Below are 20,362 nucleotides of genomic sequence, written 5' to 3' on the forward strand. Positions count from 1 at the left end.
ATTACTCACTTTCAATAGTAGTTTTATCATCTTCTTTACCTGCCGCGATTGACATGATTGCTTCGTTGATAGTTTGAGACATCATTTTCATGAATTGCTCCATTTTTATGTATTGTTTGTTCATCCTATCGGTAGCTTCGTCCGCTTGTGCGATTTTTTCACCGAGCAAGTTAAATTTCTCGTTTTCTGCACGTTGTGGGAAGTTTTCTTGGTAGTGCTTTTCAAGAGCTAATTCAAACAATTCTTGATTTCCCAAAGCCGTTTGGTCACCGGGCAAAAGAATAGGAACATAGCTATTTTCTACGTTCCCAAGCGTCACGACAGTACCACGTAGACTGCCGTCTAGGTTGTAGTCTAATGACTTCCGTTGAAATTCTAATCTCATTTCTTTCCTCCTTTTAATATGCCCAAACTATCTGACCACAATAGCGTTGATTTGCTTCAGCTCCAATTATATGCAATCCACCGTCAGCATTAAGCTGAGCTTTTTTATCTTTTGTATTATTCACATACCAAGCACTAGCATCTAACATCAAGTCTTTAGATACATATTTCGTTGGCACAGTAACAATGTGCTTTGTTCCATATGTAGGAAACGTAACATCATAATCCACAATGACAAGATTCCCTTGAACTTTCCATCTAACGTTTCGGTTCACTGTAGAAACAGACCAATCCGTGTAATTCTGTCCCTTGAGGTAAACCTGTCCGTTTACTTGAATGACAAGAGCATTCCTTCCGTCTGGATCTCGATCAAATTTGATTGATCCAAAATCTGGATCGGATAAGCCTTCATGCAGTAACCTTTCTAAGTTTTCGGTTATATCAACTCTTGAGAACCTTACTTCACCGGCCGTCATAGCTACAATTGGCATATCACTAGCCATCGTCTCAGAAGAAGTCTTTTGAACTGGCATACCATTCACTAACAAACCATGATTATCTACAAATAGACCTGTCTTATAGTCAGGGTATTTATAAGCAGGAATGACGGAACTTCCAGCTTTAAAACTGCGTTGCAAAAGCAAGTTACCAGCGGTTACGCTTCCAAGGTCAGATGTTACAGCAGATAATGTGTCAACAAACAACTTATCAACTGTTACTGCGCCATTTTTTATCATAGCGCCGTTGATAAACTGGTCCTTAATCTGCAAGTTGTCCGATGTGATGACATCCTTGACCCATCTAGCCCCAATGAAGAGATACTGCTCACCAGCCTTGATAGTTGAGTCATTAACTGTGATTGTTGATGTGCCAGTATACTTCCAGCGTGCACCTTCTGGAGGATTTGCTGGTGCAGTAGACTGCATGAATGTTGCGACCACATTTGAGCGATCTACCCACTTATAGCTTGATGCGCTTGCTGATTGCGTTGGGTTATTATTTGAATAATAGCCCATGTAACGCTTAGAAGTATCAGTCAAGCTAAATCCTGTGCCTGCTTGATCGTCAGCATAGGCCATGAAGAAGTAAGCTGGCTCACCTTGCGGACCTATTGCACCAGCGATGCCCTGCTCACCTTTTGGACCTATCAGTCCTTTTGGTCCTTGGTCGCCTTTAATTCCCTGCGGTCCAATTGGACCTGCAGGACCTTGAGAGCCAGCTTGACCATCGGATACATTGGTAAATGTGATTTCAGACGTTGCGACGACTTGACCGCCCACAATAGCTTCCACACTCAAAACTTGCGTATCTTTCACGGTCTCTGCTGCTACGCTGTATGTTGGAACAGTCTGTGTATCTGCTCCAACGTGCCAAACAAAAGAGGCCCCAGAAATAACTTCTGTGCCTCTTTTTAGCGTCGGGGTTATCAGACTGCTGCCAAGACCATTCTTGAACGCTGTGCCGTTGTTTGTGGACAATTCAAGCGTATATGGCATGGCTTCCTTAGCCAGCTCTTCGACACGCTTGAGCAAGTCATCTGACAGTTGACTGTACTTGCGCTCGTAATTCGTAAAGGTGGTTTCTGTGACCCTACCAGTGATGATATCTTCCGTCATCTCTGATATCCGTCCTTGGACATACAGAGGCGGGTCATAGTGCAAATCATCTATCAGGGTCATTTTGTCCCCGACCTCACCATCCATGCTTCCTTCCGCTGTGTACGATACTTTGGGCACACTGGCTTTCTTCAGCTCAGCTAGCATATAGCCATATAGAGCCTCTTTAGTTTCGTACTCCGTGCTGTCAAGGTCCAACAGTAGATAGTTGTCCGTTGAATTTCTTCCCACAGACGGAAATCTATTCCTTGTTTGTGGGGCTCGAAGATAAGCTCCATCTGTAACATAGAGCGGTTTACCAGCATCGTCGTTGACTGTCTTGGTAAGTCCAGCAATTGTCAATCCATCTTTGCCAGTGGCATGCACCGCGCTGTATAGCTCTTTGATGTTATCAGAGTAGTTAATGACTTTGAGGTCTTTTCCTACTCTGACAGGCTGGCCGGTTAAATCTTTGCCAAGATTCCCTTTGCGGTAAATATTCAGCACATGGCGCCTCAGTGAGTAGTCGCTATTCGTTTCTGTCACAAACTCAAACTCTGCGTCAAACCTATTAGCGATTGAGTACAGCCTATCCAGTAGAGTGTCCGTACCTGTCCACTCAAGCTTAATTGATTTGTCTGCCACCTCATTGATGCCGATTGTAAGAGAGTTTTCTGGATCGAAAATTCGTACATATTTAGCGATTGACTGGGCTTTGTCTGACTTGTAGGACCCTTTCTGCTCATTATTGATTTCCAAAACTAATGAATAGGCAATTAAGTCCATCTTAAAGCCGTTTTTCTGGATATCCATGATATTAAGCCAATATGGCTTATTCTTATAGACAAAAGACAATTTACATCCTGTCTTGACAGTGTCGATATCTTTTGAGTTAAAACTCAAAGAGAGCATACTGGCACTTCCGGCCAAAAACTTTGTCAAGTTAGGCGTTTTAAACTTAATGCCTGCCTCATTGTCAAAAAAAGCGACATTATAGCTGTCCGTCGAGTCACGGACGGCAATCCGAATATTATCCATCAGCTAAATGCCTCCTTAATTTCAGCAGTTGCTCTTTTAATCTCCGAAAAACTAGAAACTAGCAACTGAATTTTTGTCTCCCCTGGCGGTACCTTGATATATCTAGTGCCCAAAATTTCATCGCTGAGAGCTACCTGATTATCAACATACAATCTGCCTTCTTCGCCGAAAACTTGTAGAATGCTCCCAGTTTTATATCGATTTGGGATGTCCTTCCAGTACGGCACTTTAATTTTGGTAAAGCTAAAATCGTTTAGATACATCCTGGTTACCAATTGTCCAGCTGTGCTACGGCCAATGTACTGGCCAACAAAAAACTGGATTCTATTGGCATTAACGGACCGTATTTTTGATTCGTAAAAGACGAAATACTTTCCATACCAGAAAAAGGTGACTTTGTCTTCCTCTTTCCGAATATCAAACATATTTCGATTTTCATTTTTGCTATCCTCACCATATGGATTTGGTGGGATATACTTACTTGGGGTAAAGTTGATATAGTGGACTGACCGGCTGCCACCTGCACCATCGCCAAGCAAAAAATGCACAGTTGCTTGATTCTGGGTAGTATTTGTTTTTTCAATGGCCATACCAGCAATAAAGTTATTATTAGAGTCCACAACTGCGAGACACCAAGCCCCCGTCTGATCAACCTGTCCAGTCTCAAACCAAGCCTTGGCCCAGAGATACCAGTTTTGAGCGGATTCTGACAAAGCCAACTCTTTGATAGCACCAAATTGTCTGCCGTTTGCGCTGTTTGTAAAACTGCCTGGTAATATTCCTAGACGGCCTCCGAATTGCGTATCGGCCGTCATAGTTGTTACTGATTTTTTGGTTTGGTTTTCGTAAAAAACCGTACCATTGGTCCAGTTGGCGAAGTTGCCAGCTTTATTACTGGCCAGCTGGACGCTTTTTTCAGCGATGACACCATCAACTTCTTCAACTTTCCCAAATTGGGAAGCTCCATATTCAGTTACGATGCCAAGGAAGCCAGATTCCTTGGCCAATTCCACCTCATAGTTAACATGTACAGCTTTACTGCCATCATTGACGATGGTTGCTTCCATGATACCTTGAGCATTTTTGGCAAAATTAAATATTCTGCCGTGTTTTGCATTTGAGATTCCGTCAAAAATCTCAAACTCAAAGGTGATATCAGCATTGCGGACGAAGCTTGTTGGCGTGCTCATTTTACTAAAGCGGGCACGATACACTCTGTCTGGCTGTTCTTCCAGTTCAAGCACCAATTCCTTGTCCGTAAAGATTCGGTTCAAGCGGTCAATGGTCGCAAAGACATTTTCTGGGATGACCGCTTCAACCTGGATTATTTTACTTCCTCGATGCTGGTGCAGAAAAGTCCTTCCGCTTACTGCGTTATCATCGGATTGGTTCTCGATATCTGCAACCGGCTGAACAATTACCTTTGAGATTTTGACGATATCATTTAGAGCGATACCATCGCATTTTAATTTCTTAAAAAACATCAAGTCCCCCTTCTAAAGATTAAATCGACATTGTCTTCAAAGGCAAATTTGTCACGTAGCTTTTTCCAAATATGGCCAATCAACTTGTCGCTATCGATATACACGCTTCCATCCTTGTCGTAGATGGCTTTCAGTACACTTAGGATTTCAAACAGGACTGCCATAACTTCTCCATTGCTAAATTCACTAGCATCAAGAATTCCGCGACCAATTCCTCCAAGAGTTTTATCATTCAACGGCAATACAGCTTCTGGGCCAGCCTCTCCACCAATCATGGCATTATTGCCATTCATGCCAAACATTGTTGGACCGTTCATGATACCGCCTTTGGCATACCATTCAACCCCAATTTTAGGCAATCCCCCTTTTAACCAATCTAAGGGATTTACGGAACCACTAATACTAAAGTGTGGGATGGGGATATGAGGCCATCTAAATTTAAAGTTAAATAATCCTCGAATAGCATTGATTGCATTCGAAACAATATCCTTTGCACCGTTGATTGCATTTGAAATAGTGTTCTTGATACCGTTCCAGACATTAGAAACAGTGCTAGAAATTCCATTCATGACACCGGAAATTGTATTCGAGATACTCCTAAATACACTTGAAGCTGTATTAACAATACTGCTCCATAACCCAGATAGAAAGGAAGAAATGCCATTCCAAACTGCCATGACTGTACTAGAAATAGCGTTCCAAATACCAGAATAGAAAGCTACAAGGAAATTAAAACATCCTTGTGCTAAAGAAAGTATTCCGTTCCAAAGTCCGCTTAAAAAACCTAAAATAGTGTTCCAGACACTTTGAGCAGTCGAAGATATATCACTCCATAGACCGCTAAAGAACGACGCTAAGGCTGTCCAGACAGCTTGAGCGGTTGTTGCGATTGTGTTCCAAGCACTGCCTAAGAAATCCATAAATCCTTGCCAGATTTGTTTGCCCGTTTCGGTCTGAGTGAAGAACCAAACCAAACCGGCAACAAGTGCTGTGATTGCAATGATGACAATCATGATAGGGTTGGCAGACATTACAGCGTTGAATGCTGCTTGTATAGCTGTGCCGGCTTGGATGACCCCATTTTTTATAATTTCGTAGGCAACCATGGCTTTTGTAATAGCTAAGTATGCTGTTACGGCTGAGGTTATAGCAACGATAGCAGTCGTCAAAACATCAACTGCAGGACCACCTTTTTGGAACCAGGAAACAGCATTTTCGACTGTTTCAACCGTTCCTTTTACAACTTCTAGAACAGCTTCGAAAGCAGTTGACAGACCGTCAAATGACCCAGGAGGGACAGAAAATACTTTTTCAAGGAAACTTTGAAAGGCACTGATAACTTGTGGCAATACTTGATTAAAAAGTACATCGAATAACCCAGGTAATGTCTCGCTTAGTGCAACAAGTAACTTAGTTGCACCTTCTACCAAACCAGGCAAGAGAGCACCAACTATTTCTGGGAGGTAGCCAGCTAATGTTTGGATGACTTGAGCGAGGCCCTCAATAAGTCGAGGCAAAGCCTGGACTAACCGTGGAACGATATTTCCAAGAGCAATACCGATGGAATCAGTAAGCCCTCCTACTAACTCGCCAAAATCTTGGTCAGGGTCTGCCATACCTGTTAGGAAATTCTCCCATGCAGCTTTCATCATGCCGATCGATCCAGAGATTGTGGACGCTGCTTCCTTGGACGTTGTCCCGGCAATCCCCATATTCTCTTGCATGACGTGGATAGCTTCGGTTATATCCGCAAAAGAGTCAATATTGTACTTAACACCACTTAGTTTTTCAGCTTCGTCAAGCAACCTCTGCATCTCTTCTTTTGTTCCCAGTTTATACCCCCACTTTCGTGGTATTTAAAAAGGACTTGCATTTCTGCAAATCCTCAGGGCTTAGACTATATCTTTATCAAAATCTTTTTCAAAATACCATTCATAACCTTTGTGTGTTTTTAATTTTTTGTGGCAACATTTAGAAATGCTTGTCACGTCGAACCCATCATTTTTTGCTAATATTTTCGCCTCGTAAAGTTTTGTTTTTCCTGTTTTTCGTTCATATCGTATGACAGGTTTAGCTGTTTTGCTGTTTTCTGCAAACTTTCCAAAACTTGGATGTTTTTCGCCTTTTGGCATATTATTTCTTAATCCATTAATTTTAGCATGATATAAATTTTCTTTTGATGTTGCCCATTCAAGGTTGTTGATATTGTTATTTTGTTTGTTGCAATCAATATGGTTAACTTGTTTTTTATTTTCGGGATTATCTATAAAATTAATAGCTACAAGCCTGTGGATAGAAAAATATTTCCGTTTGTTGTGTTTCCTTAATCCAACTTGTAAATATCCGTTATATTTAAGTGTAGTTTTTATTGGTTGCCCAATCCTCTCGTGCACTCCGTCATGTCTTGTGACACTTCTAACGTTTCCGTTGTCAGATATTTGATAATATCCCTCAAACCCTTTAATATCTTTCCAGTTTTCCATATCTCCACCTCTTTTTTGTATATTTATATTATATCACAATGTACGGTGGTTTGCAACTTTGATTTTGATAGTAGGCGTTTCGAATGTCGTATTAATAGACACCCTACGAGCAAAGCTCTAGTCGTTGAACCTTCCTGTATTTTTACAGGCTTGGCATAGGATTGTCATAGCTTTCGCCTTAGATGTTCCCTATTAGCACATACTTATTTTTTGTTAGTGTATGCACACCCATTAATAAAATGGTTAACCTACTTTTAATACGGCAATATTGTTTACCGTAGCCAAGCTTGAGGTTGTCCAGCATGGTGTAGTTTTGTTTAGAAAAGCCGTTATATGCATTTTGGATAGCTTCCATTGAAGTGCCCATTTTGTTTGCATTATCAGACATATCAACGATTGTCTGGTCGGCTAATTTGGCAGCCTTTTGGGTATCTCCACCGACCGATTGAATCAGTGATGCAGAAAATGATGTTGCTGTTTCCATGTACTGGTTAGCAGATAATCCAGCAGTCTTATATGCATTTTTAGCATTATTCATGACCTCGGACTGAGCGCTATTCAACTGGTCAAATTTTCCTCTAGCTTCTTCAACGCTCTGTCCGATAGATGCCGCATATTCTTCTAGAGACTTCCCCCCTGCTCCAAATAGTGTCTCGACACCACCGACCAACTGTTCGTACTCAGCGTAATGCTTAACAGCTACACCAGTCAAGGTAGACAGTGCAGTAACACCGATGGCAAGCCCAGTGGCCATGACTTTACCAGCTTTTACAGCCACTTGACCTATTTTCCCAAAGATATCAGAGAGCTTCCCATGAGCACCTTCAGCTTTTCCTGTTGTTTCATCAATGGCCCTATTGGCTTCTTTGTTATTGATGCCAATCTTGCCAAACATTTCAAAAACGTTCATATGTTACTCTCCTTTCTTTTGTATTTTCAAAATCGATTCTGCCAAAGCGATAGCTTCTTTATCTTGATCTACAGATTGTTGCTTCTTGCTTTGTTTATCGATATAACTTTTCTTAGAATGCTTCTTAATAAAGTCGGATAAAGTCATGTCAAAGTCTTTTGACTTCCATATGTCTGTCAATTCTTCTTTATCCTGTTCATCAAGCAAGTACATAAAAAAGTCCAAAGACTCGCTTAGAGTTTGTGTCTCTAGCAAAGTCTTTGGATTTCCATATCGTTTAAAAAGTATATCTATGAGCTTATTTGTATCTAAGCCAATAGCGAAGCAATAGATTGGAAAAAATCCTTCAGCTCTGCCTTCTTTCCAAATTCCATCAATAACTTGGTATAGTCGAACATGTTGAGCGTTTCGATTTGCTTTTGACTTGTCCCTGTCAATTCAGCCAAGAAACGATTGATATCTTCCTTGGCATCTCCTACGTGCTTCAAGACAGCAAATCCAAGGTCTGTCACAACGACCATCCCACGCTTCTGGATAGCCAAGCTCGCTTGTTCCTGCTCTTTTTTTGTTGGTTTCTTGTTCTTGTGGTCGGATAGTTCTACCACCTTTTGATTTGTGCCATACTGGCGCTCAATGAGCGCCACGACCTCTTCTTTGATATCTAATTTGCCAATGATAGACAACATCGTAAAGATGTCGCCCCCATTCAACTCACGCATTTTTAGTGTTTCAGCCATTTATGTCTCCTTTTAAACGATTTTCGGGAAGTAGATTCGGCACGGTAAACTCAAATCGTCAACTTGGCCTTCAGCAGCATGTGCCTCAAATGTCATTGAGATAACAGCTTCTTCGTTGTCTTTTGTATCAAAGTCAAGTCCTGACGTGCAAAGAGCGTTATCAATGATAACAATAATAGGGTCATTAGTCCCTGACATAGTACCTACGATACCGAGATTTTCGATATAATCGCCATTTTCAAGTTTTGATTTTCCTGAAACGATCTTGTACCCTGTTGGTGCAGTAGTTCCATCTGCTTCAGTAACCTTACCGTTAATAGATAAACGGATATTTTCCGCTGTGATTTCTTTAACGTTGACTTCGATTTTAGCCGTCTGGCTCTCTAGCAGTTTTTGACCGACAGCTGGCACATATACTCCGTCAACTTCAACAGTACGGTAGTTTGTTTCGATTGTGACCTTGTTACCGCCTGACGTAGCTCCTAACAACTCACCTTCCCAAACTCCATTCCCGTCAGTGCCACCTGCCTTGTTCCAGGTTAGGTTTTTATAAACTGCACCCGCATTAATAAGATAATGCTTTGGCGTATTAGCTGTATAGCCTGTACGTTTTACTGGTGTTTTAACTCCCATTTAATTTCTCCAATCTAATTTAATATAAAAACGCAAATTCCGTCGTTGCAAATCGTCCAGGTTTGTTGGCACGGCCTGCATTGACTGGAATTGCGTTCGCATGTAGCAATCCTCTAGCATTGTGTCAAAATGCCTCAAGTGCATCTTAATGCTCTCAGATAATGTTTCGATTTCGACCTGGTCTAGGCCTTTGTTACAAAAAATATCCACATCCAGGTAACAACCATCTGCATGACGGTCAATACTGGTCAAGCTAGTCGAAAAGACCACATATGGATACTTGACAGTCTTAGCAGAGTTCTTGATGTAGTAGCTCTCACTGTGGACAGTTTTCAGCTCTTTTAAGATTGTTTTGATAACTTCTTTCATCTACCCTCCCAACTCTCTTAAACAGTCCGCCAAAATGTCTCTTATAGCTTTTTGGTTTTTCCTGAATGCTGGTCGTAGGTATGGTTGTGGTGACATTCCGTAAGTAAAATGTACCTCACCGTTTGGTGTTTTATATACCCAACCACCCTTACGACCGTTTCCTTTTTCAGCAAATTCACCAGTGCCATATTCGACATAGATTGCATACTCGCAATTAGTACCAATATAGGCAACCAGTTCGCTCTCGTTGACCTGGTACCCAATGCTGTCTCGTAAGCCTCCTTTATCGACAGGTGCTAAAAGCACAGCGTGACCCTCAACCAACAACGAAGCTTTGATAAGACCTCTAATCGCAGCACGTTCAAGTTCTCTTTTGGCTGCCTCTGAATTATCTACAAATTTCATCAGTGGACACCTTTAATATAGATTTCCAGATGATGGCCAATATTCACCGGATCATCAACATAGGTCACTTCATAGGTTTTTCCATTGACTTCGATTTTGTCTTCAATTTCAGCATTGACTGTCATATTCTTAGTCAAGATGACATGGGTACTGTCTGCAAGATAGGCTAACTTGTCATTGGATTCATTTCCATCAAGCATATCCATATAGCCAATAAATTCAGCTACTTTCTTATGCTCAAAGATTTCTTGTCCAAGTTCATTTTCGCCATTTGCTATATTTTTCAAAAGATAAAACGTTAACATCACGACCACCTCAACTTTCGATACTTGTCCAAGAAACCAAGCAAGCTGACTGGATAACCTTCCGAACTTTCAGCAGCCGTCACATCGTAGTAAGTCACTGACCAACGTGCCACGGTTTCGGATTTGATACCGGCCTTATCTCGCATTTTGGCGTCATAAGCAATCAACTTCTTGACACCTGTCAGCACGTCAGCAGGATAGCTCACTTTAGTTGCTATAGCCCCTGAATTGGTTTCTGTGATAAAATCCCCACGGATAGTAATTGCATCATCAGAGACACTCTCAACAACGTATAGACCATTGTTGTAGTCTGTTCCATTGATTTCTATTGTGTCGCCAGCTTTAAATATATCCAAACGTCCGCTATTAGCTTTGATTGTACTTCCAGATAATCGCAAACCACGAATGCGGAATTTAATCAACTGAAAATTGTTGTTTGTCAACTTTCGGACCATTGTTTCTAGCCCATCACACGTTTCCTGTGTCGCATCTGCATCAAGTTTTAATGCTTCTTCTAGACTAATAATCATACATACCTCCATTTAAAAAGGAGAGTAGCAGACTACTCCCCTAGTTTCGATGCTTCCAAAATTTCAAGCAATGTTTCCGTCTTTGCATTATTGGCATGCTCGATGCCTGCTTCGTCCAATTGAGCCTTTACTTCATCACGGGATAAATCTTCTGGTTCACTACCTTCAACGATTTCTTCGAATCCTGCTTCGATAAGCCGGTTAGCAACCAAATCGCTGTCTGTCTCTTTGATGACGTTCAAGCGTTTAAATTTACGCATGAGCTACCTCCTAAGCTACTGTATTGGCAAAGATTGATTTTTCTTTTGATTTCGGAATCCAGATATCATGATACTTGCGGTAGTCCATATCCCAAGCGTTTGCACGTTGGTTAGTCATTGGATCAAATACACGTACTACGTCTGTTTTAGATACTGCAATAGGTGCATTTTCGGCAACGATAAGCCAGTTAATAGCTTTTGCTAACGGATCAGCCACGAATCCACCTTTTTCTTGACCGCCAGTCTTGCCGTCATTAAATTTAAACGCAGTTTGAAGCAATGATTGTTGTGTTGGCACAATTTCATGACCGTCAATTTTTGTAACAACAGTTGCCACTTCGCCAGCCGGCACTGTGACCGTTGAAATACGTTTAGATGCTTTGTCATCAAGTCCAAGATTAGTCAACATGGTTTCGGACATGGTAATTTTAAGTTTTGCAGTATTTCCGACAATCTCTTTTACTGTTGCAATGTCTTTCAAAAGTTCTTTCAAGATGTTTGAGTCTGTGATTGCAGCAGTACGAGTTTGACCAACTGCAATAGCTTTAGCGGCAATAGCAGAATAGCGATAAGCGTCGATTTCAGGTACAACCAAAGTGCGTTGGAATTCGCCCATGACTGTTCCAGCAGTTGCTACAAAGTTTGTTTCGTCCACGTCCATAGCGTCCAACTGGAATTTACGACCACGGTCTTGAGTGAGTTTGTAAGTATTCCATGTAAGTGTCACAGCACCACCAACGTAACCAGAAGAACGATCATAATCTGCAAGGCCATCCATAACGATAGACGGCAATTTGACTTCGTTGCCACCGTTGTATTGTACCAATTTACTGTTTACTTCCATCCAACCTGTCGTCGATTCTTGCACAATTTGTTTGTCAAGGACTGGTTGGAAAATTTTTGAATATTCGAGTGTGTTTGCCATTTATTTTTTCTCCTTAAAAAGTTATTTTCCGAAGACAGCTGATTCAAAGTCAGCAGTCAGTGATTTTGATGGGTCAATTTTCCCACCTGGTGGAATATCCACCCCACCTAAAGTTTTAAAGCCGTTATCAGCTTGTTCAGGCTCCGTGGTTTTGAAGAATGTAGGGTGATTAGTCTGTAAGTCCTTGATTTTACTGTCAAGGTCCTTAATACTGCCATCTTCTGCTAATTCCACATCGCCAAGTTTGTACATGAGATAGTCTAAATCAGTCGCTTTAGCACTAGAAAGAGCATCCTTGATAGTCTGCTTCTTAGCTGTTTCTTTCATATCAGCTTCCAACTGTGACACTTTATCCTTGTATGCCTTGAGTTCATTCTGCAACTCTTCGTTGTCCTTATTTGATTTTTTCAACGTGTCAAGCGTGCTGTTAGCTGCTTTTAGCTTTTCGGCTTGCTCGTTGTAGACATCTTTAGGGACAGCGTGTTTCGGAAACTCTTCTTTAAATGCGTTCATGACCGCATCAATTTCCGTTTTTCCGTCTGCAGTATGTTTCTCAATAAGTTCTTTTAACCAATCCATTGTTGGTTTACCTCCATAGATTTTTTATGCTGGCTCTCCCAGCAGGGAGTGTCTGCGATATGCCACACAGACATGGCTTGCCTAGTTTTATGTCATGTGACAGGACAATATAAAAACCGCATCGAATTCGACACGGTTAAGTTATGTGATTAACGCAGTCTTTCCCGCTGTCAAGATGAGTGACCACCTCCTATTTGAAAAGTTGCGCTGATGCAGACCAACCTGCAATAGTGTCAAAAAAGAACACCCCACTTTTTTCTTGGTTTGTACTTTTGCCAAAGTAATCAAAAGCAATGTGCTTATCAGTCACATCCATATTGCTTACGTCTTGAAATAATAATGTTTCGCCATTCTTTAAAAAGATAATAACTTGTTTTTCCATTTTTTTCTCCTCTATTTTGTCAAATCTGTAAACTCATTATTTAGCCCTCGCCCACTCTCGATAATTCCTGTACTTGATAATCTTACCGGTCTCATTATCTCGCCTTGATGTCAATGTGTCATCGTCTTTAAGCCGTGAGATTGTCCGGCATCTACAGTTGACATCCTCGCTTGCAAAACCAAACATATGCGGTTGCTTCGTCCGTAGACCGTTAATCTCAAAATAACCGTCCTTATCAGCCTTTGCACCGTCCAGTTCTGCGTGATTGTGCCTTGTGCGACCGTCCAAAGTCGCTACCCAAACCTTGTCAAACTCAACACCTAGGTTTCTAGCTTCCAATTGAGCTTTTTCCCTAGCTACAGCTTGCACCCGTCCAGCTTCTGTCCTAGTAATCATCATAGCCCGACGATAAGAGCTATACCCCTGTTCTGCCAATCTAGCAGATGCCTGAGCATAACTCGCGCCGTGCAAAAATATACGATTGAGGTCGTCCTTGATGTTGTTTCGTAACCGTTCCACAACCCCATCATTCAAGCGTTCAGATAACTTAAAGTTTGCCACAGGTGTTTCGATAATGGTCCTTAACTCTTCCTCTTTTAGCATGGCAAAGTTAATCCCACCGTGACCGCCCTCAAACTCGTAAAACAGTTCATTATAGGCGATTTTCCCAGTGTCAATTAAATGCCCTGTAATTTCACTTCTAAGCCCTTTTTTTAGTTTATCTGCTGATTGGTCTAATTGCTCTAAAAGTGTGCTCATTTGGTTCAATTTGAGCTTTTGAGAAGATGTCAGGCTATCCAACCGCTGATAATCAACAAGTAAAGACTTTTTCAGGTCTTTTATCGTGTCGATATAGAGGTTATAGAGTCGTTTGTCCGTCGCTTTGTCCGCTTTCTGCAACAGGTTCTCTATTTCCTGTTGGAATTTGTTCAGCTTCGTCATCTGTCACCTCCGTAGACTGGTTGAAATCAGTTTGATACCCCTGCTCTTCCAGTGCTTTCTCAACTTCGTCTGGGTCAACTTCCAAAATACCTGCTAGCAATTCTAAAACAGTGCGGTCATCAAGTCGCTGTGCTGCAGTCATGATGTTGTTAATCAAAATCTGATTGGTTTCGGCTTCCGTCTTAGCAATGGTAGCATTATCTTCTTTATTAGCCATGACGTCTCTTGTAATTGCGACTTCGACTTTACTAGCATCATAATTTTTGCCGTGCAGTTCGTTGATGTTTTCTACAATCAGTTGTAACATCTCTTTGATGACTGCACGCAAGCGTACTTCGATCTTGTTACATTTTAGATCGAGTAGGCTGTATCTTGATTTGATAACTACATTTGTGATATTCCCGTCACCTGTCTGAGAACTGTCAAACCCCATACCAAACTTGTAGATAGCTTCCTTATCTATCTCAAGTTTAGCCTTACGAGCTTCAACAGGGATATTGGTTGTGATGACATCAATGCCCCCGTTTTCACCAACTCCCACGGTCTTCTTGGTCTTGAGGTTTGTGACTAAGCTAGACAGATTGTCGCCCTCGTATCCTCTAACTGCATAAATTGGGTGGTCAAAGTCAATCAAGTTATTTGACAATGCACAAGCCATCATATCATAGTCATCAATAAGGTCTTTGATAGGTTGCAAGTCGTTAGTCTTGCCACGATTGTTTTGCAGACAGATGAATGGCACACGACCGTAGCCCTTGCCAAACTTATCTTCGCCCTTTTGAGCTAGTAGATGTGGCTTAGGATTGTATTCAGCCGAATTATCCAACTTGACCGCTTGACCATCTTCCTGCACAAAATAAAAGACTTCTTCTTTTGTCCATAACTGGATTTTAGTCACAGTCTTTTGTTTGTTATCTTTGACAATTTGTTCATCATAGTAATAAATGATTTGGTCTATGTTGTAAAATTCATTGTAGATCGGAATGATTTTAAGAGCATCAGCAGTTTTAAACCGTAAACGATTATCAGTATCAATTTTCCAAAAGGCATACTCGTAGGATTTCTGACTTGCTCCCTCGACTAACTCTTGTAACATGAGTTGGAAATCTTCGTTGACGTACTCATCTAGATATTCCTGCAATCCAGTTTGCTCAGTTGTAACCTCAATCGGATTGGACAGCAGATACTGTACTTTTTGGTCAACTAGCTCTGTAAAATACTGATGAGCAATCCGTGTGTTACTTCTGTGTTTTTCTTCAACAACTTCACCCTCATTGTTAAAATAAAAAAGACGATAGTTTGCAATATCGTGTTTACCTTCGTAGTAATTGATACCCGTCTGCATCTCTTTTTTCAAAGTGCTTCCACGGTCATTCGAGACCAGCCTTTTCACTTCGGCAACAAGTGCCGATATATTATCTGTTTGTAACATTTCTCCTCCTAAACGAGCCAGCCACTAGATTTATTGCTCGTATAAATTGCATATCTCAAAGCATCTAACACATCGTCATTTTGTTTTACTGGCTCTCCATTTTTCTCATTCCACACATACTGATAAATCTCGTCCTTGAACTTGTTAACCCTCTCAGAACAAACAAAAAAGCGACCTTGCTTCATCAGCTTAGCCACTTGTTCAATACCGCTTAAAACAGATTTGTCAGCATTTATACACCTAATTCCATCACGTTTAAAACGAGATACATGTTCTGGTCTGGCAGAATCAGCATAAAATTTAATATTGCCAAATCGTGTTTTTATATCTTTGGCAATCTCCACCCAATAATCAATTTCTTGGTACTGTGCCGAGTGCTCCTCTAAGAGGTACACCCGTCCATCTGCTGTTTGTCCGCAGACAATGATAGTTCCGTAGTGTTCGTATCCCCAGTCGACACCAGCGTAATAGGTTGTGATGTCGTCTGTCGGAATGTCTTTGTCGGATACCAGCATATCTTCTTTGAAATCACGGTAAACGGCTCCCTCACCGCTAACCCAACGGCCATAGATACCACGCTCTGTAAACATTCCACTTGGAGTTGTTGCGATGAGATTGTCAATATACCTTTGATTCAAAAAAATATTATCAAACACTGTAAAGTGATTTGAGATGATCCTCTTGTTGTCTGCCTTATCTATATAATCCTTTTTTAACCAATGATTCGGGTGATCTGGGTTTGTGTCGCAAATAATACGAGCGCCCAACCCAGAACAACGCTTCCGGATTTCATCAAACACTTCCTTGTTTGCCAACGTCGCTTCGTTGATATAAGCTCCGTAAGCCGTCATACCACGGATTGACCTTAACCCCGCGACTGTGCCGGTGAAGGTTGTGACTACGTACACCCCAAATAGGGTAAAATTTCCGTGTTTATCAAACTTGAAATCAATGCCATATTTCTCTGTTAACTCTTTTAGGATGTTTGTCTGTAAAGTACCAGCACTGGTTGCGCCAAGGATGTACATAGGTTTTTTGATGCCGTCCTTTAGAGCATTCCTTTTCGCCCTACGCAATTCCATAAGAAATAAATCATTATCAAGTTGAGTCTTACCAGCGCGGACCGCCCCATGGTTAATCATCATGTACCAGTCTTCGCGCATAGCCCGTTTTAAAATACTGATCTGCTTATCATGATATAATCCATTAAGATTCACTTAGGGCTTCCTCCAACTTATCAAACAACCTACCGATAGCACCCTCTTGCGATTCGGTGCCTTCGAGAGCCGTTTTTCGTTTTTCGTTTTCCAACTGTATTGCCTTGATACGCTCCCGTTGTTCTTTCTTGTCAAGTGCGTCTTTAGCGTCTGTGGCCGTCAGTTTGCTTATTTGCTCAAACGCTCTTACATTGCCTTTCATGGCTTTCTGCATCATAACCATGGCTAGAGCCATTTCGTTGGTTGTTTCAAAACCGAGGGTTTCTAATTGCTGCTTTACCTTATTACTAGAGACATCAGCTTGCAAGATAGTATTAAATGCTTTTTTTAAGTCTGCTTTTTTACGACGAGAACGACCCGAGTTTATCCCGCCCTTCCGGGTCATCTCTCTAAGTTCGCTCTTACTTCGCCTGTTTGCCGGAATTAAGTTTGTTTCATTAGCCAATCGCCTCACTTCCTTACTTTAAAAAATAAAAAAAGAAGCAATAGCTTCTTAAATTCTTTTATATGATTGTGGTATTTTCCCATTTGCATCAATATCTTTATAGAGTTTAGGCTGTTTAAATTTAAACAACCTATCTATTTGTATTGCTACAGCTTTATTCTTATTTAAATAATATTCGTCAAAAAACTCCCTTGATATTCCTGATTTTTTATAGGTTAGTTCCCAAATTTTTTCAGGATTATCTATCAAGACTTGTTTTATTGTAAAAAAACCAACTACTTTGCCTACAGGCTTAGTTGAATAAATATAACATCTTTCTGGAATTTCTTTGAAAAACGACTTTCTATATTCGAAATGTTTCTTTCCTGTCATTATTTGTTCAACGAATTGGGGATTTATTGAAATTACTGCATTAGTCTTTTTCATTTATTTGAACCCCACAATATGATTATCATCTAATGGCAACATTTGATAACCTAGTTCTTCTAAATCAATTATTGGTGTATTTGAAATATATGCTTTTGTTTCGGGTACTATAATTGTTCCCCAACTAATAATTTCTTTCCAAGTTACATTATTTAATAGCAGCTCATTGTGATCGTATCCTCTTATGCCTTGATAAAAGCCACCGTATATAACAAGATTATCAATTCGATAAATAGCTTCCTCTAAACTTTCCCCGTAAGCTAAATTGTCATCTTCTAAAATCAACTGTCTTAATTGTTTAATATAGCTTTCTTTTTCGTTCATTTCCTTACTCCTTTTCTTTTATTATAAGGAACAGTTTTAAACGGGTCAAGAGAATATCTAATCTTTTTTTACAAAAAGAAAACTTGCTATTTTTACGTTAATTCTAGCATTTTTAGCTAATTGTTTAATAGCTGAATTACCAGTTGGAGTCTTCCCTTTTTCATAGGATTTTAATTTCCAGTTAGGGTTTTTATTCAGTGCGTAAATAAGATTTTTAGCACTTGTGACTATTCTAAAATCAAATCCTTCCTTAGCATAAAAAGTCGCAATTGATTTCAAAAATTTTGTACCAAGCCCAATGCCTTGGTAATCGGGTAAAATGACAAGCCTTGTAACTCGTTTAATTTTTTTATTTCTTGGGTGTGGGAAATGCATTACTCCAATAAAACCAACGATTTTATCTTTATCATACAATCCAAAACAACGAGCTGCATTAGCAATGTCGCCATTTAAATAATGATAACGTCTAAATTTTCCCCACTCTGCGATTGAGCATCTTCTAACTTCAAATTGCTTGTAGCTTCGTGGGGGAATTGAAAAACCTGTTGCATTGAATCAGTATTAAAACACCAATCAGGTTGTAAAAATTCCATAACATCATGATGACAACCAACTGCTATAAACTTTTTATCAGGATAGCGCTTTAAAGCTTTTTTTAAAGCTATACAAATCACTTGAGCTACTTGTCTATCTACGACACTAGTAAACTCATCAAAAACGACAAAATCTTTAGTTAAAATTTGTCTTGCTAAGTCAACGCGCATTTTTTCGCCATTAGATAAAACGCTATATGGTTTTAACCAAGAAGGAACACTTCCAAAGCCAACTGCATAAAACATTTTTTGCAATTCTTCTACATTTTCACAAGGTATGCTTTCTATTACTGGTTTATCTGGATAAATGAAGTCATCAATTAATTCATTTCCATATAATTCTTTTGCTATTGTTGTTTTACCTGTACCGCTTCCACCAACAATGAGCCCTATTTGCCAATAGTCCGGATAATTTATATTACCGCTAAAATGTTCTCCTACATGTTCTTCTCCAACGTCAAAGTCTGCCATAACTTTTGAGACTTTAAAAGATTGATTTAATTCATTGTTCTTTATAATATTGAAACTCGGCATTTTATCCCCCTGTCAACAAATTCGTCATATAATTCTTCCAATTTTTGCTCTGATTCAGCTTCAACTATAATTATTGATTGGTCGTCAATTTCTTCAAAATCGGTGTCTTGAATTTCTTCTTTCTCATCTTCCAAAATATTAAAACCGAAGTCTGACATATCAATATCAATTATGTCACCTAATTCTTGATGTAAAAGATCGATATCAAAGTCCGTGTTCATGGTCAACTTATTGTGGGCGAGTATATATGCTTTTTTCTGTTCTTCGTTAAGGTGTGTTAACTTAATTACCTCGACCTCTTCATACCCTAGTTGTTTGAGCGCCATGTATCTTCCGTGGCCCTCAATAATGACGTTATTTTCGTCAATCGCAATCGGATCGTTGTTTCCGAACTCTAATATTGATTTTTTTATTTGTTCAATTTGTTCAATAGGGTGTAATTTTGCGTTTTTCTCGTATTGCCTAATAATTGATAAGTTAACCTTCTCAATTTCCATTGTTTCCTCCTTTAAAAACAAAAAGACCACATCCATGCGGTCTCCCTGAGTGAAATATTCAGCCCCTTACATGATACTAGCAAAACATGGTCTACAGGTCATCTTTAAATTATTTTATTATTGCTAGTTTTTAACTCCGTGCCAGTGGATCGAACACTGAGTTAAATAAACAGTGACATGTATGCTTATTTAACCTCTCCCATATCGCTTAAGTCGATATTGAGAAAACGGATTAAACGGAAACAGCAGGAATCGAACCTGCGACCTTCTGGGCTTCAACCAGACGCTCTACCAACTGAGCTACGTTTCCAAATCCAAGACCAGTAATGAACGTAAGGTAAATTTTCTATAATTTATTTTTTTCTGGTCTTGGAATGATCACCGAGTTCCGCTCATGTTGATGTTGTTCACTAATTGAATTAGTGCTTTTTGAAAGGTATGCTTCTTCTCAGTAATTCATGATACTATATTAACACATCTATTTCCGAACAAACTCCAAAAAAACTTTTGTTTTCTCTAGCGTTTCTTTATAAAAACTCTAATTTTGAACTAGTAAACATCCGCCTCTATATTGCTCAGCAAACGAGAGCAAGGCATCGTTCAGTTCAATGTAAAAGCTAGCTTCTGAAAGGTATAAGTCGGTATAGATTTCAAAATCATATCGTTTACCATTGTACAGATATTTCTCAAACAAGATCCTGCGATGCGTTGGATTGAGTAATTTCGTTACTGCTAATTCAATCGCTTCAAGCTCCGATTCAGCATCTACTCGATTGATAGCCAAGCGCTCAATAGGCTTACTTGGATTGCCGTGCGCTTGTCTTGGCTCGAAAGTATACGTCGCAGTGACTTTTTGACCATCTGCATCATTGGCTACTCTTTGCCAGCGAGGATATTCTCTCAACTTACGCTTTGCATTTGATTTTGATTTTT

At 40.1% G+C, this 20,362-nt stretch carries 27 protein-coding genes and 1 tRNA gene; all 28 read right to left on the reverse strand.

Annotation, left to right across the window (positions count from 1 at the left end; genetic code table 11):
- Nucleotide 1: 1 nt before the first annotated feature.
- Nucleotides 2-385: a DUF1366 domain-containing protein gene (locus tag ACTQ48_RS09215; RefSeq protein WP_441549859.1), complete on the reverse strand. Its 384-nt coding sequence runs from the start codon at nt 383-385 to the stop codon at nt 2-4.
- 13 nt (nt 386-398) lie between these two features.
- Complete coding sequence (locus tag ACTQ48_RS09220) at nt 399-3,017, reverse strand: phage tail protein (protein WP_441570709.1); 2,619 nt, start codon at nt 3,015-3,017, stop codon at nt 399-401.
- Nucleotides 3,017-4,501: a hypothetical protein gene (locus ACTQ48_RS09225; RefSeq protein WP_441549861.1), complete on the reverse strand. Its 1,485-nt coding sequence runs from the start codon at nt 4,499-4,501 to the stop codon at nt 3,017-3,019. The genes ACTQ48_RS09220 and ACTQ48_RS09225 overlap by 1 nt, the downstream gene beginning before the upstream one ends.
- The gene (locus ACTQ48_RS09230) at nt 4,501-6,306 is read right to left on the reverse strand and encodes a phage tail protein (protein WP_441570711.1); all 1,806 of its coding nucleotides are present in this window, start codon (nt 6,304-6,306) and stop codon (nt 4,501-4,503) included. Before ACTQ48_RS09230 ends, ACTQ48_RS09225 begins: the two co-directional genes overlap by 1 nt.
- Nucleotides 6,307-6,393: 87 nt before the next feature.
- Entirely contained in the window at nt 6,394-6,984 is a 591-nt protein-coding gene (locus tag ACTQ48_RS09235) for an NUMOD4 domain-containing protein (RefSeq protein WP_441549863.1), read from the reverse strand.
- A gap of 178 nt (nt 6,985-7,162) precedes the next feature.
- Nucleotides 7,163-7,894: a hypothetical protein gene (locus ACTQ48_RS09240; RefSeq protein ID WP_441549864.1), complete on the reverse strand. Its 732-nt coding sequence runs from the start codon at nt 7,892-7,894 to the stop codon at nt 7,163-7,165.
- A gap of 3 nt (nt 7,895-7,897) precedes the next feature.
- Nucleotides 7,898-8,107 carry a hypothetical protein gene (locus ACTQ48_RS09245; RefSeq protein WP_441549865.1) on the reverse strand — a complete coding sequence of 70 codons (210 nt, stop codon included), beginning with the start codon at nt 8,105-8,107 and terminating at the stop codon, nt 7,898-7,900.
- Between the two features lie 95 nt (nt 8,108-8,202).
- Nucleotides 8,203-8,631, reverse strand: a complete 429-nt coding sequence (locus tag ACTQ48_RS09250; RefSeq protein WP_441549866.1) for a hypothetical protein — start codon at nt 8,629-8,631, stop codon at nt 8,203-8,205.
- Between the two features lie 12 nt (nt 8,632-8,643).
- Nucleotides 8,644-9,264: a hypothetical protein gene (locus tag ACTQ48_RS09255; protein ID WP_441549867.1), complete on the reverse strand. Its 621-nt coding sequence runs from the start codon at nt 9,262-9,264 to the stop codon at nt 8,644-8,646.
- On the reverse strand, nt 9,265-9,633 hold the full coding sequence (locus tag ACTQ48_RS09260; RefSeq protein WP_441549868.1) for a hypothetical protein: 369 nt from the start codon (nt 9,631-9,633) through the stop codon (nt 9,265-9,267). It abuts the gene before it with no gap.
- Nucleotides 9,634-10,038, reverse strand: a complete 405-nt coding sequence (locus tag ACTQ48_RS09265; RefSeq protein ID WP_441549869.1) for an HK97-gp10 family putative phage morphogenesis protein — start codon at nt 10,036-10,038, stop codon at nt 9,634-9,636.
- Nucleotides 10,038-10,343, reverse strand: coding sequence for a phage head closure protein (locus tag ACTQ48_RS09270; RefSeq protein WP_441549870.1), 306 nt, complete (start codon nt 10,341-10,343; stop codon nt 10,038-10,040). The genes ACTQ48_RS09265 and ACTQ48_RS09270 overlap by 1 nt, the downstream gene beginning before the upstream one ends.
- Nucleotides 10,343-10,873, reverse strand: coding sequence for a hypothetical protein (locus ACTQ48_RS09275; protein WP_441549871.1), 531 nt, complete (start codon nt 10,871-10,873; stop codon nt 10,343-10,345). Before ACTQ48_RS09275 ends, ACTQ48_RS09270 begins: the two co-directional genes overlap by 1 nt.
- A 32-nt stretch (nt 10,874-10,905) precedes the next feature.
- Nucleotides 10,906-11,133, reverse strand: coding sequence for a hypothetical protein (locus ACTQ48_RS09280; protein ID WP_343118095.1), 228 nt, complete (start codon nt 11,131-11,133; stop codon nt 10,906-10,908).
- 10 nt (nt 11,134-11,143) lie between these two features.
- Complete coding sequence (locus ACTQ48_RS09285; RefSeq protein WP_441564097.1) at nt 11,144-12,058, reverse strand: hypothetical protein; 915 nt, start codon at nt 12,056-12,058, stop codon at nt 11,144-11,146.
- A gap of 21 nt (nt 12,059-12,079) precedes the next feature.
- Complete coding sequence (locus tag ACTQ48_RS09290; RefSeq protein ID WP_441549873.1) at nt 12,080-12,637, reverse strand: phage scaffolding protein; 558 nt, start codon at nt 12,635-12,637, stop codon at nt 12,080-12,082.
- 190 nt (nt 12,638-12,827) lie between these two features.
- The gene (locus tag ACTQ48_RS09295; RefSeq protein ID WP_441549874.1) at nt 12,828-13,019 is read right to left on the reverse strand and encodes a hypothetical protein; all 192 of its coding nucleotides are present in this window, start codon (nt 13,017-13,019) and stop codon (nt 12,828-12,830) included.
- 36 nt (nt 13,020-13,055) lie between these two features.
- Nucleotides 13,056-13,961: a phage minor head protein gene (locus ACTQ48_RS09300; RefSeq protein WP_441549875.1), complete on the reverse strand. Its 906-nt coding sequence runs from the start codon at nt 13,959-13,961 to the stop codon at nt 13,056-13,058.
- Nucleotides 13,879-15,393, reverse strand: coding sequence for a phage portal protein (locus ACTQ48_RS09305; RefSeq protein ID WP_441549876.1), 1,515 nt, complete (start codon nt 15,391-15,393; stop codon nt 13,879-13,881). Before ACTQ48_RS09305 ends, ACTQ48_RS09300 begins: the two co-directional genes overlap by 83 nt.
- Nucleotides 15,394-15,401: 8 nt before the next feature.
- Nucleotides 15,402-16,610: a PBSX family phage terminase large subunit gene (locus ACTQ48_RS09310; RefSeq protein ID WP_441541356.1), complete on the reverse strand. Its 1,209-nt coding sequence runs from the start codon at nt 16,608-16,610 to the stop codon at nt 15,402-15,404.
- Nucleotides 16,600-17,055: a hypothetical protein gene (locus ACTQ48_RS09315; RefSeq protein WP_441541358.1), complete on the reverse strand. Its 456-nt coding sequence runs from the start codon at nt 17,053-17,055 to the stop codon at nt 16,600-16,602. Before ACTQ48_RS09315 ends, ACTQ48_RS09310 begins: the two co-directional genes overlap by 11 nt.
- A gap of 48 nt (nt 17,056-17,103) precedes the next feature.
- Complete coding sequence (locus tag ACTQ48_RS09320; protein WP_441541360.1) at nt 17,104-17,481, reverse strand: ASCH domain-containing protein; 378 nt, start codon at nt 17,479-17,481, stop codon at nt 17,104-17,106.
- Nucleotides 17,482-17,805: a hypothetical protein gene (locus ACTQ48_RS09325; protein WP_441549878.1), complete on the reverse strand. Its 324-nt coding sequence runs from the start codon at nt 17,803-17,805 to the stop codon at nt 17,482-17,484.
- Between the two features lie 57 nt (nt 17,806-17,862).
- Nucleotides 17,863-18,339 (reverse strand): GNAT family N-acetyltransferase, encoded by a 477-nt coding sequence (locus tag ACTQ48_RS09330; protein ID WP_441549886.1) that lies wholly within the window; start codon nt 18,337-18,339, stop codon nt 17,863-17,865.
- A complete protein-coding gene (locus tag ACTQ48_RS09335; RefSeq protein ID WP_441570713.1) occupies nt 18,255-18,932 on the reverse strand; it encodes a hypothetical protein in 678 nt (225 codons plus the stop codon). The genes ACTQ48_RS09330 and ACTQ48_RS09335 overlap by 85 nt, the downstream gene beginning before the upstream one ends.
- The gene (locus ACTQ48_RS09340) at nt 18,911-19,429 is read right to left on the reverse strand and encodes a ParB/Srx family N-terminal domain-containing protein (protein ID WP_441549880.1); all 519 of its coding nucleotides are present in this window, start codon (nt 19,427-19,429) and stop codon (nt 18,911-18,913) included. Before ACTQ48_RS09340 ends, ACTQ48_RS09335 begins: the two co-directional genes overlap by 22 nt.
- Before the next feature lie 237 nt (nt 19,430-19,666).
- Nucleotides 19,667-19,739, reverse strand: a tRNA-Phe gene (locus ACTQ48_RS09345).
- 228 nt (nt 19,740-19,967) lie between these two features.
- The coding region (locus tag ACTQ48_RS09350; RefSeq protein ID WP_441570715.1) for an ArpU family phage packaging/lysis transcriptional regulator at nt 19,968-20,362 on the reverse strand (395 nt) is incomplete at its 5' end.

It is taken from the genome of Collinsella sp. Sow4_E3 (assembly GCF_052116285.1).
Lineage (GTDB): Bacteria > Actinomycetota > Coriobacteriia > Coriobacteriales > Coriobacteriaceae > Collinsella.

Coding starts and splice junctions, on each gene's coding strand:
- ACTQ48_RS09305 (WP_441549876.1), bottom strand. CDS start 15,393: ATGTTACAAACAGATAATATATCGGCACTTGTTGCCGAAGTGAAAAGG.
- ACTQ48_RS09290 (WP_441549873.1), bottom strand. CDS start 12,637: ATGGATTGGTTAAAAGAACTTATTGAGAAACATACTGCAGACGGAAAA.
- ACTQ48_RS09335 (WP_441570713.1), bottom strand. CDS start 18,932: ATGCCGAGTTTCAATATTATAAAGAACAATGAATTAAATCAATCTTTT.
- ACTQ48_RS09320 (WP_441541360.1), bottom strand. CDS start 17,481: ATGAAAAAGACTAATGCAGTAATTTCAATAAATCCCCAATTCGTTGAA.
- ACTQ48_RS09275 (WP_441549871.1), bottom strand. CDS start 10,873: ATGATTATTAGTCTAGAAGAAGCATTAAAACTTGATGCAGATGCGACA.
- ACTQ48_RS09250 (WP_441549866.1), bottom strand. CDS start 8,631: ATGGCTGAAACACTAAAAATGCGTGAGTTGAATGGGGGCGACATCTTT.
- ACTQ48_RS09340 (WP_441549880.1), bottom strand. CDS start 19,429: ATGGAAATTGAGAAGGTTAACTTATCAATTATTAGGCAATACGAGAAA.
- ACTQ48_RS09220 (WP_441570709.1), bottom strand. CDS start 3,017: ATGGATAATATTCGGATTGCCGTCCGTGACTCGACGGACAGCTATAAT.
- ACTQ48_RS09285 (WP_441564097.1), bottom strand. CDS start 12,058: ATGGCAAACACACTCGAATATTCAAAAATTTTCCAACCAGTCCTTGAC.
- ACTQ48_RS09215 (WP_441549859.1), bottom strand. CDS start 385: ATGAGATTAGAATTTCAACGGAAGTCATTAGACTACAACCTAGACGGC.
- ACTQ48_RS09235 (WP_441549863.1), bottom strand. CDS start 6,984: ATGGAAAACTGGAAAGATATTAAAGGGTTTGAGGGATATTATCAAATA.
- ACTQ48_RS09265 (WP_441549869.1), bottom strand. CDS start 10,038: ATGAAATTTGTAGATAATTCAGAGGCAGCCAAAAGAGAACTTGAACGT.
- ACTQ48_RS09225 (WP_441549861.1), bottom strand. CDS start 4,501: ATGTTTTTTAAGAAATTAAAATGCGATGGTATCGCTCTAAATGATATC.
- ACTQ48_RS09300 (WP_441549875.1), bottom strand. CDS start 13,961: ATGACGAAGCTGAACAAATTCCAACAGGAAATAGAGAACCTGTTGCAG.
- ACTQ48_RS09260 (WP_441549868.1), bottom strand. CDS start 9,633: ATGAAAGAAGTTATCAAAACAATCTTAAAAGAGCTGAAAACTGTCCAC.
- ACTQ48_RS09280 (WP_343118095.1), bottom strand. CDS start 11,133: ATGCGTAAATTTAAACGCTTGAACGTCATCAAAGAGACAGACAGCGAT.
- ACTQ48_RS09325 (WP_441549878.1), bottom strand. CDS start 17,805: ATGAACGAAAAAGAAAGCTATATTAAACAATTAAGACAGTTGATTTTA.
- ACTQ48_RS09270 (WP_441549870.1), bottom strand. CDS start 10,343: ATGTTAACGTTTTATCTTTTGAAAAATATAGCAAATGGCGAAAATGAA.
- ACTQ48_RS09255 (WP_441549867.1), bottom strand. CDS start 9,264: ATGGGAGTTAAAACACCAGTAAAACGTACAGGCTATACAGCTAATACG.
- ACTQ48_RS09295 (WP_441549874.1), bottom strand. CDS start 13,019: ATGGAAAAACAAGTTATTATCTTTTTAAAGAATGGCGAAACATTATTA.
- ACTQ48_RS09240 (WP_441549864.1), bottom strand. CDS start 7,894: ATGAACGTTTTTGAAATGTTTGGCAAGATTGGCATCAATAACAAAGAA.
- ACTQ48_RS09245 (WP_441549865.1), bottom strand. CDS start 8,107: ATGTACTTGCTTGATGAACAGGATAAAGAAGAATTGACAGACATATGG.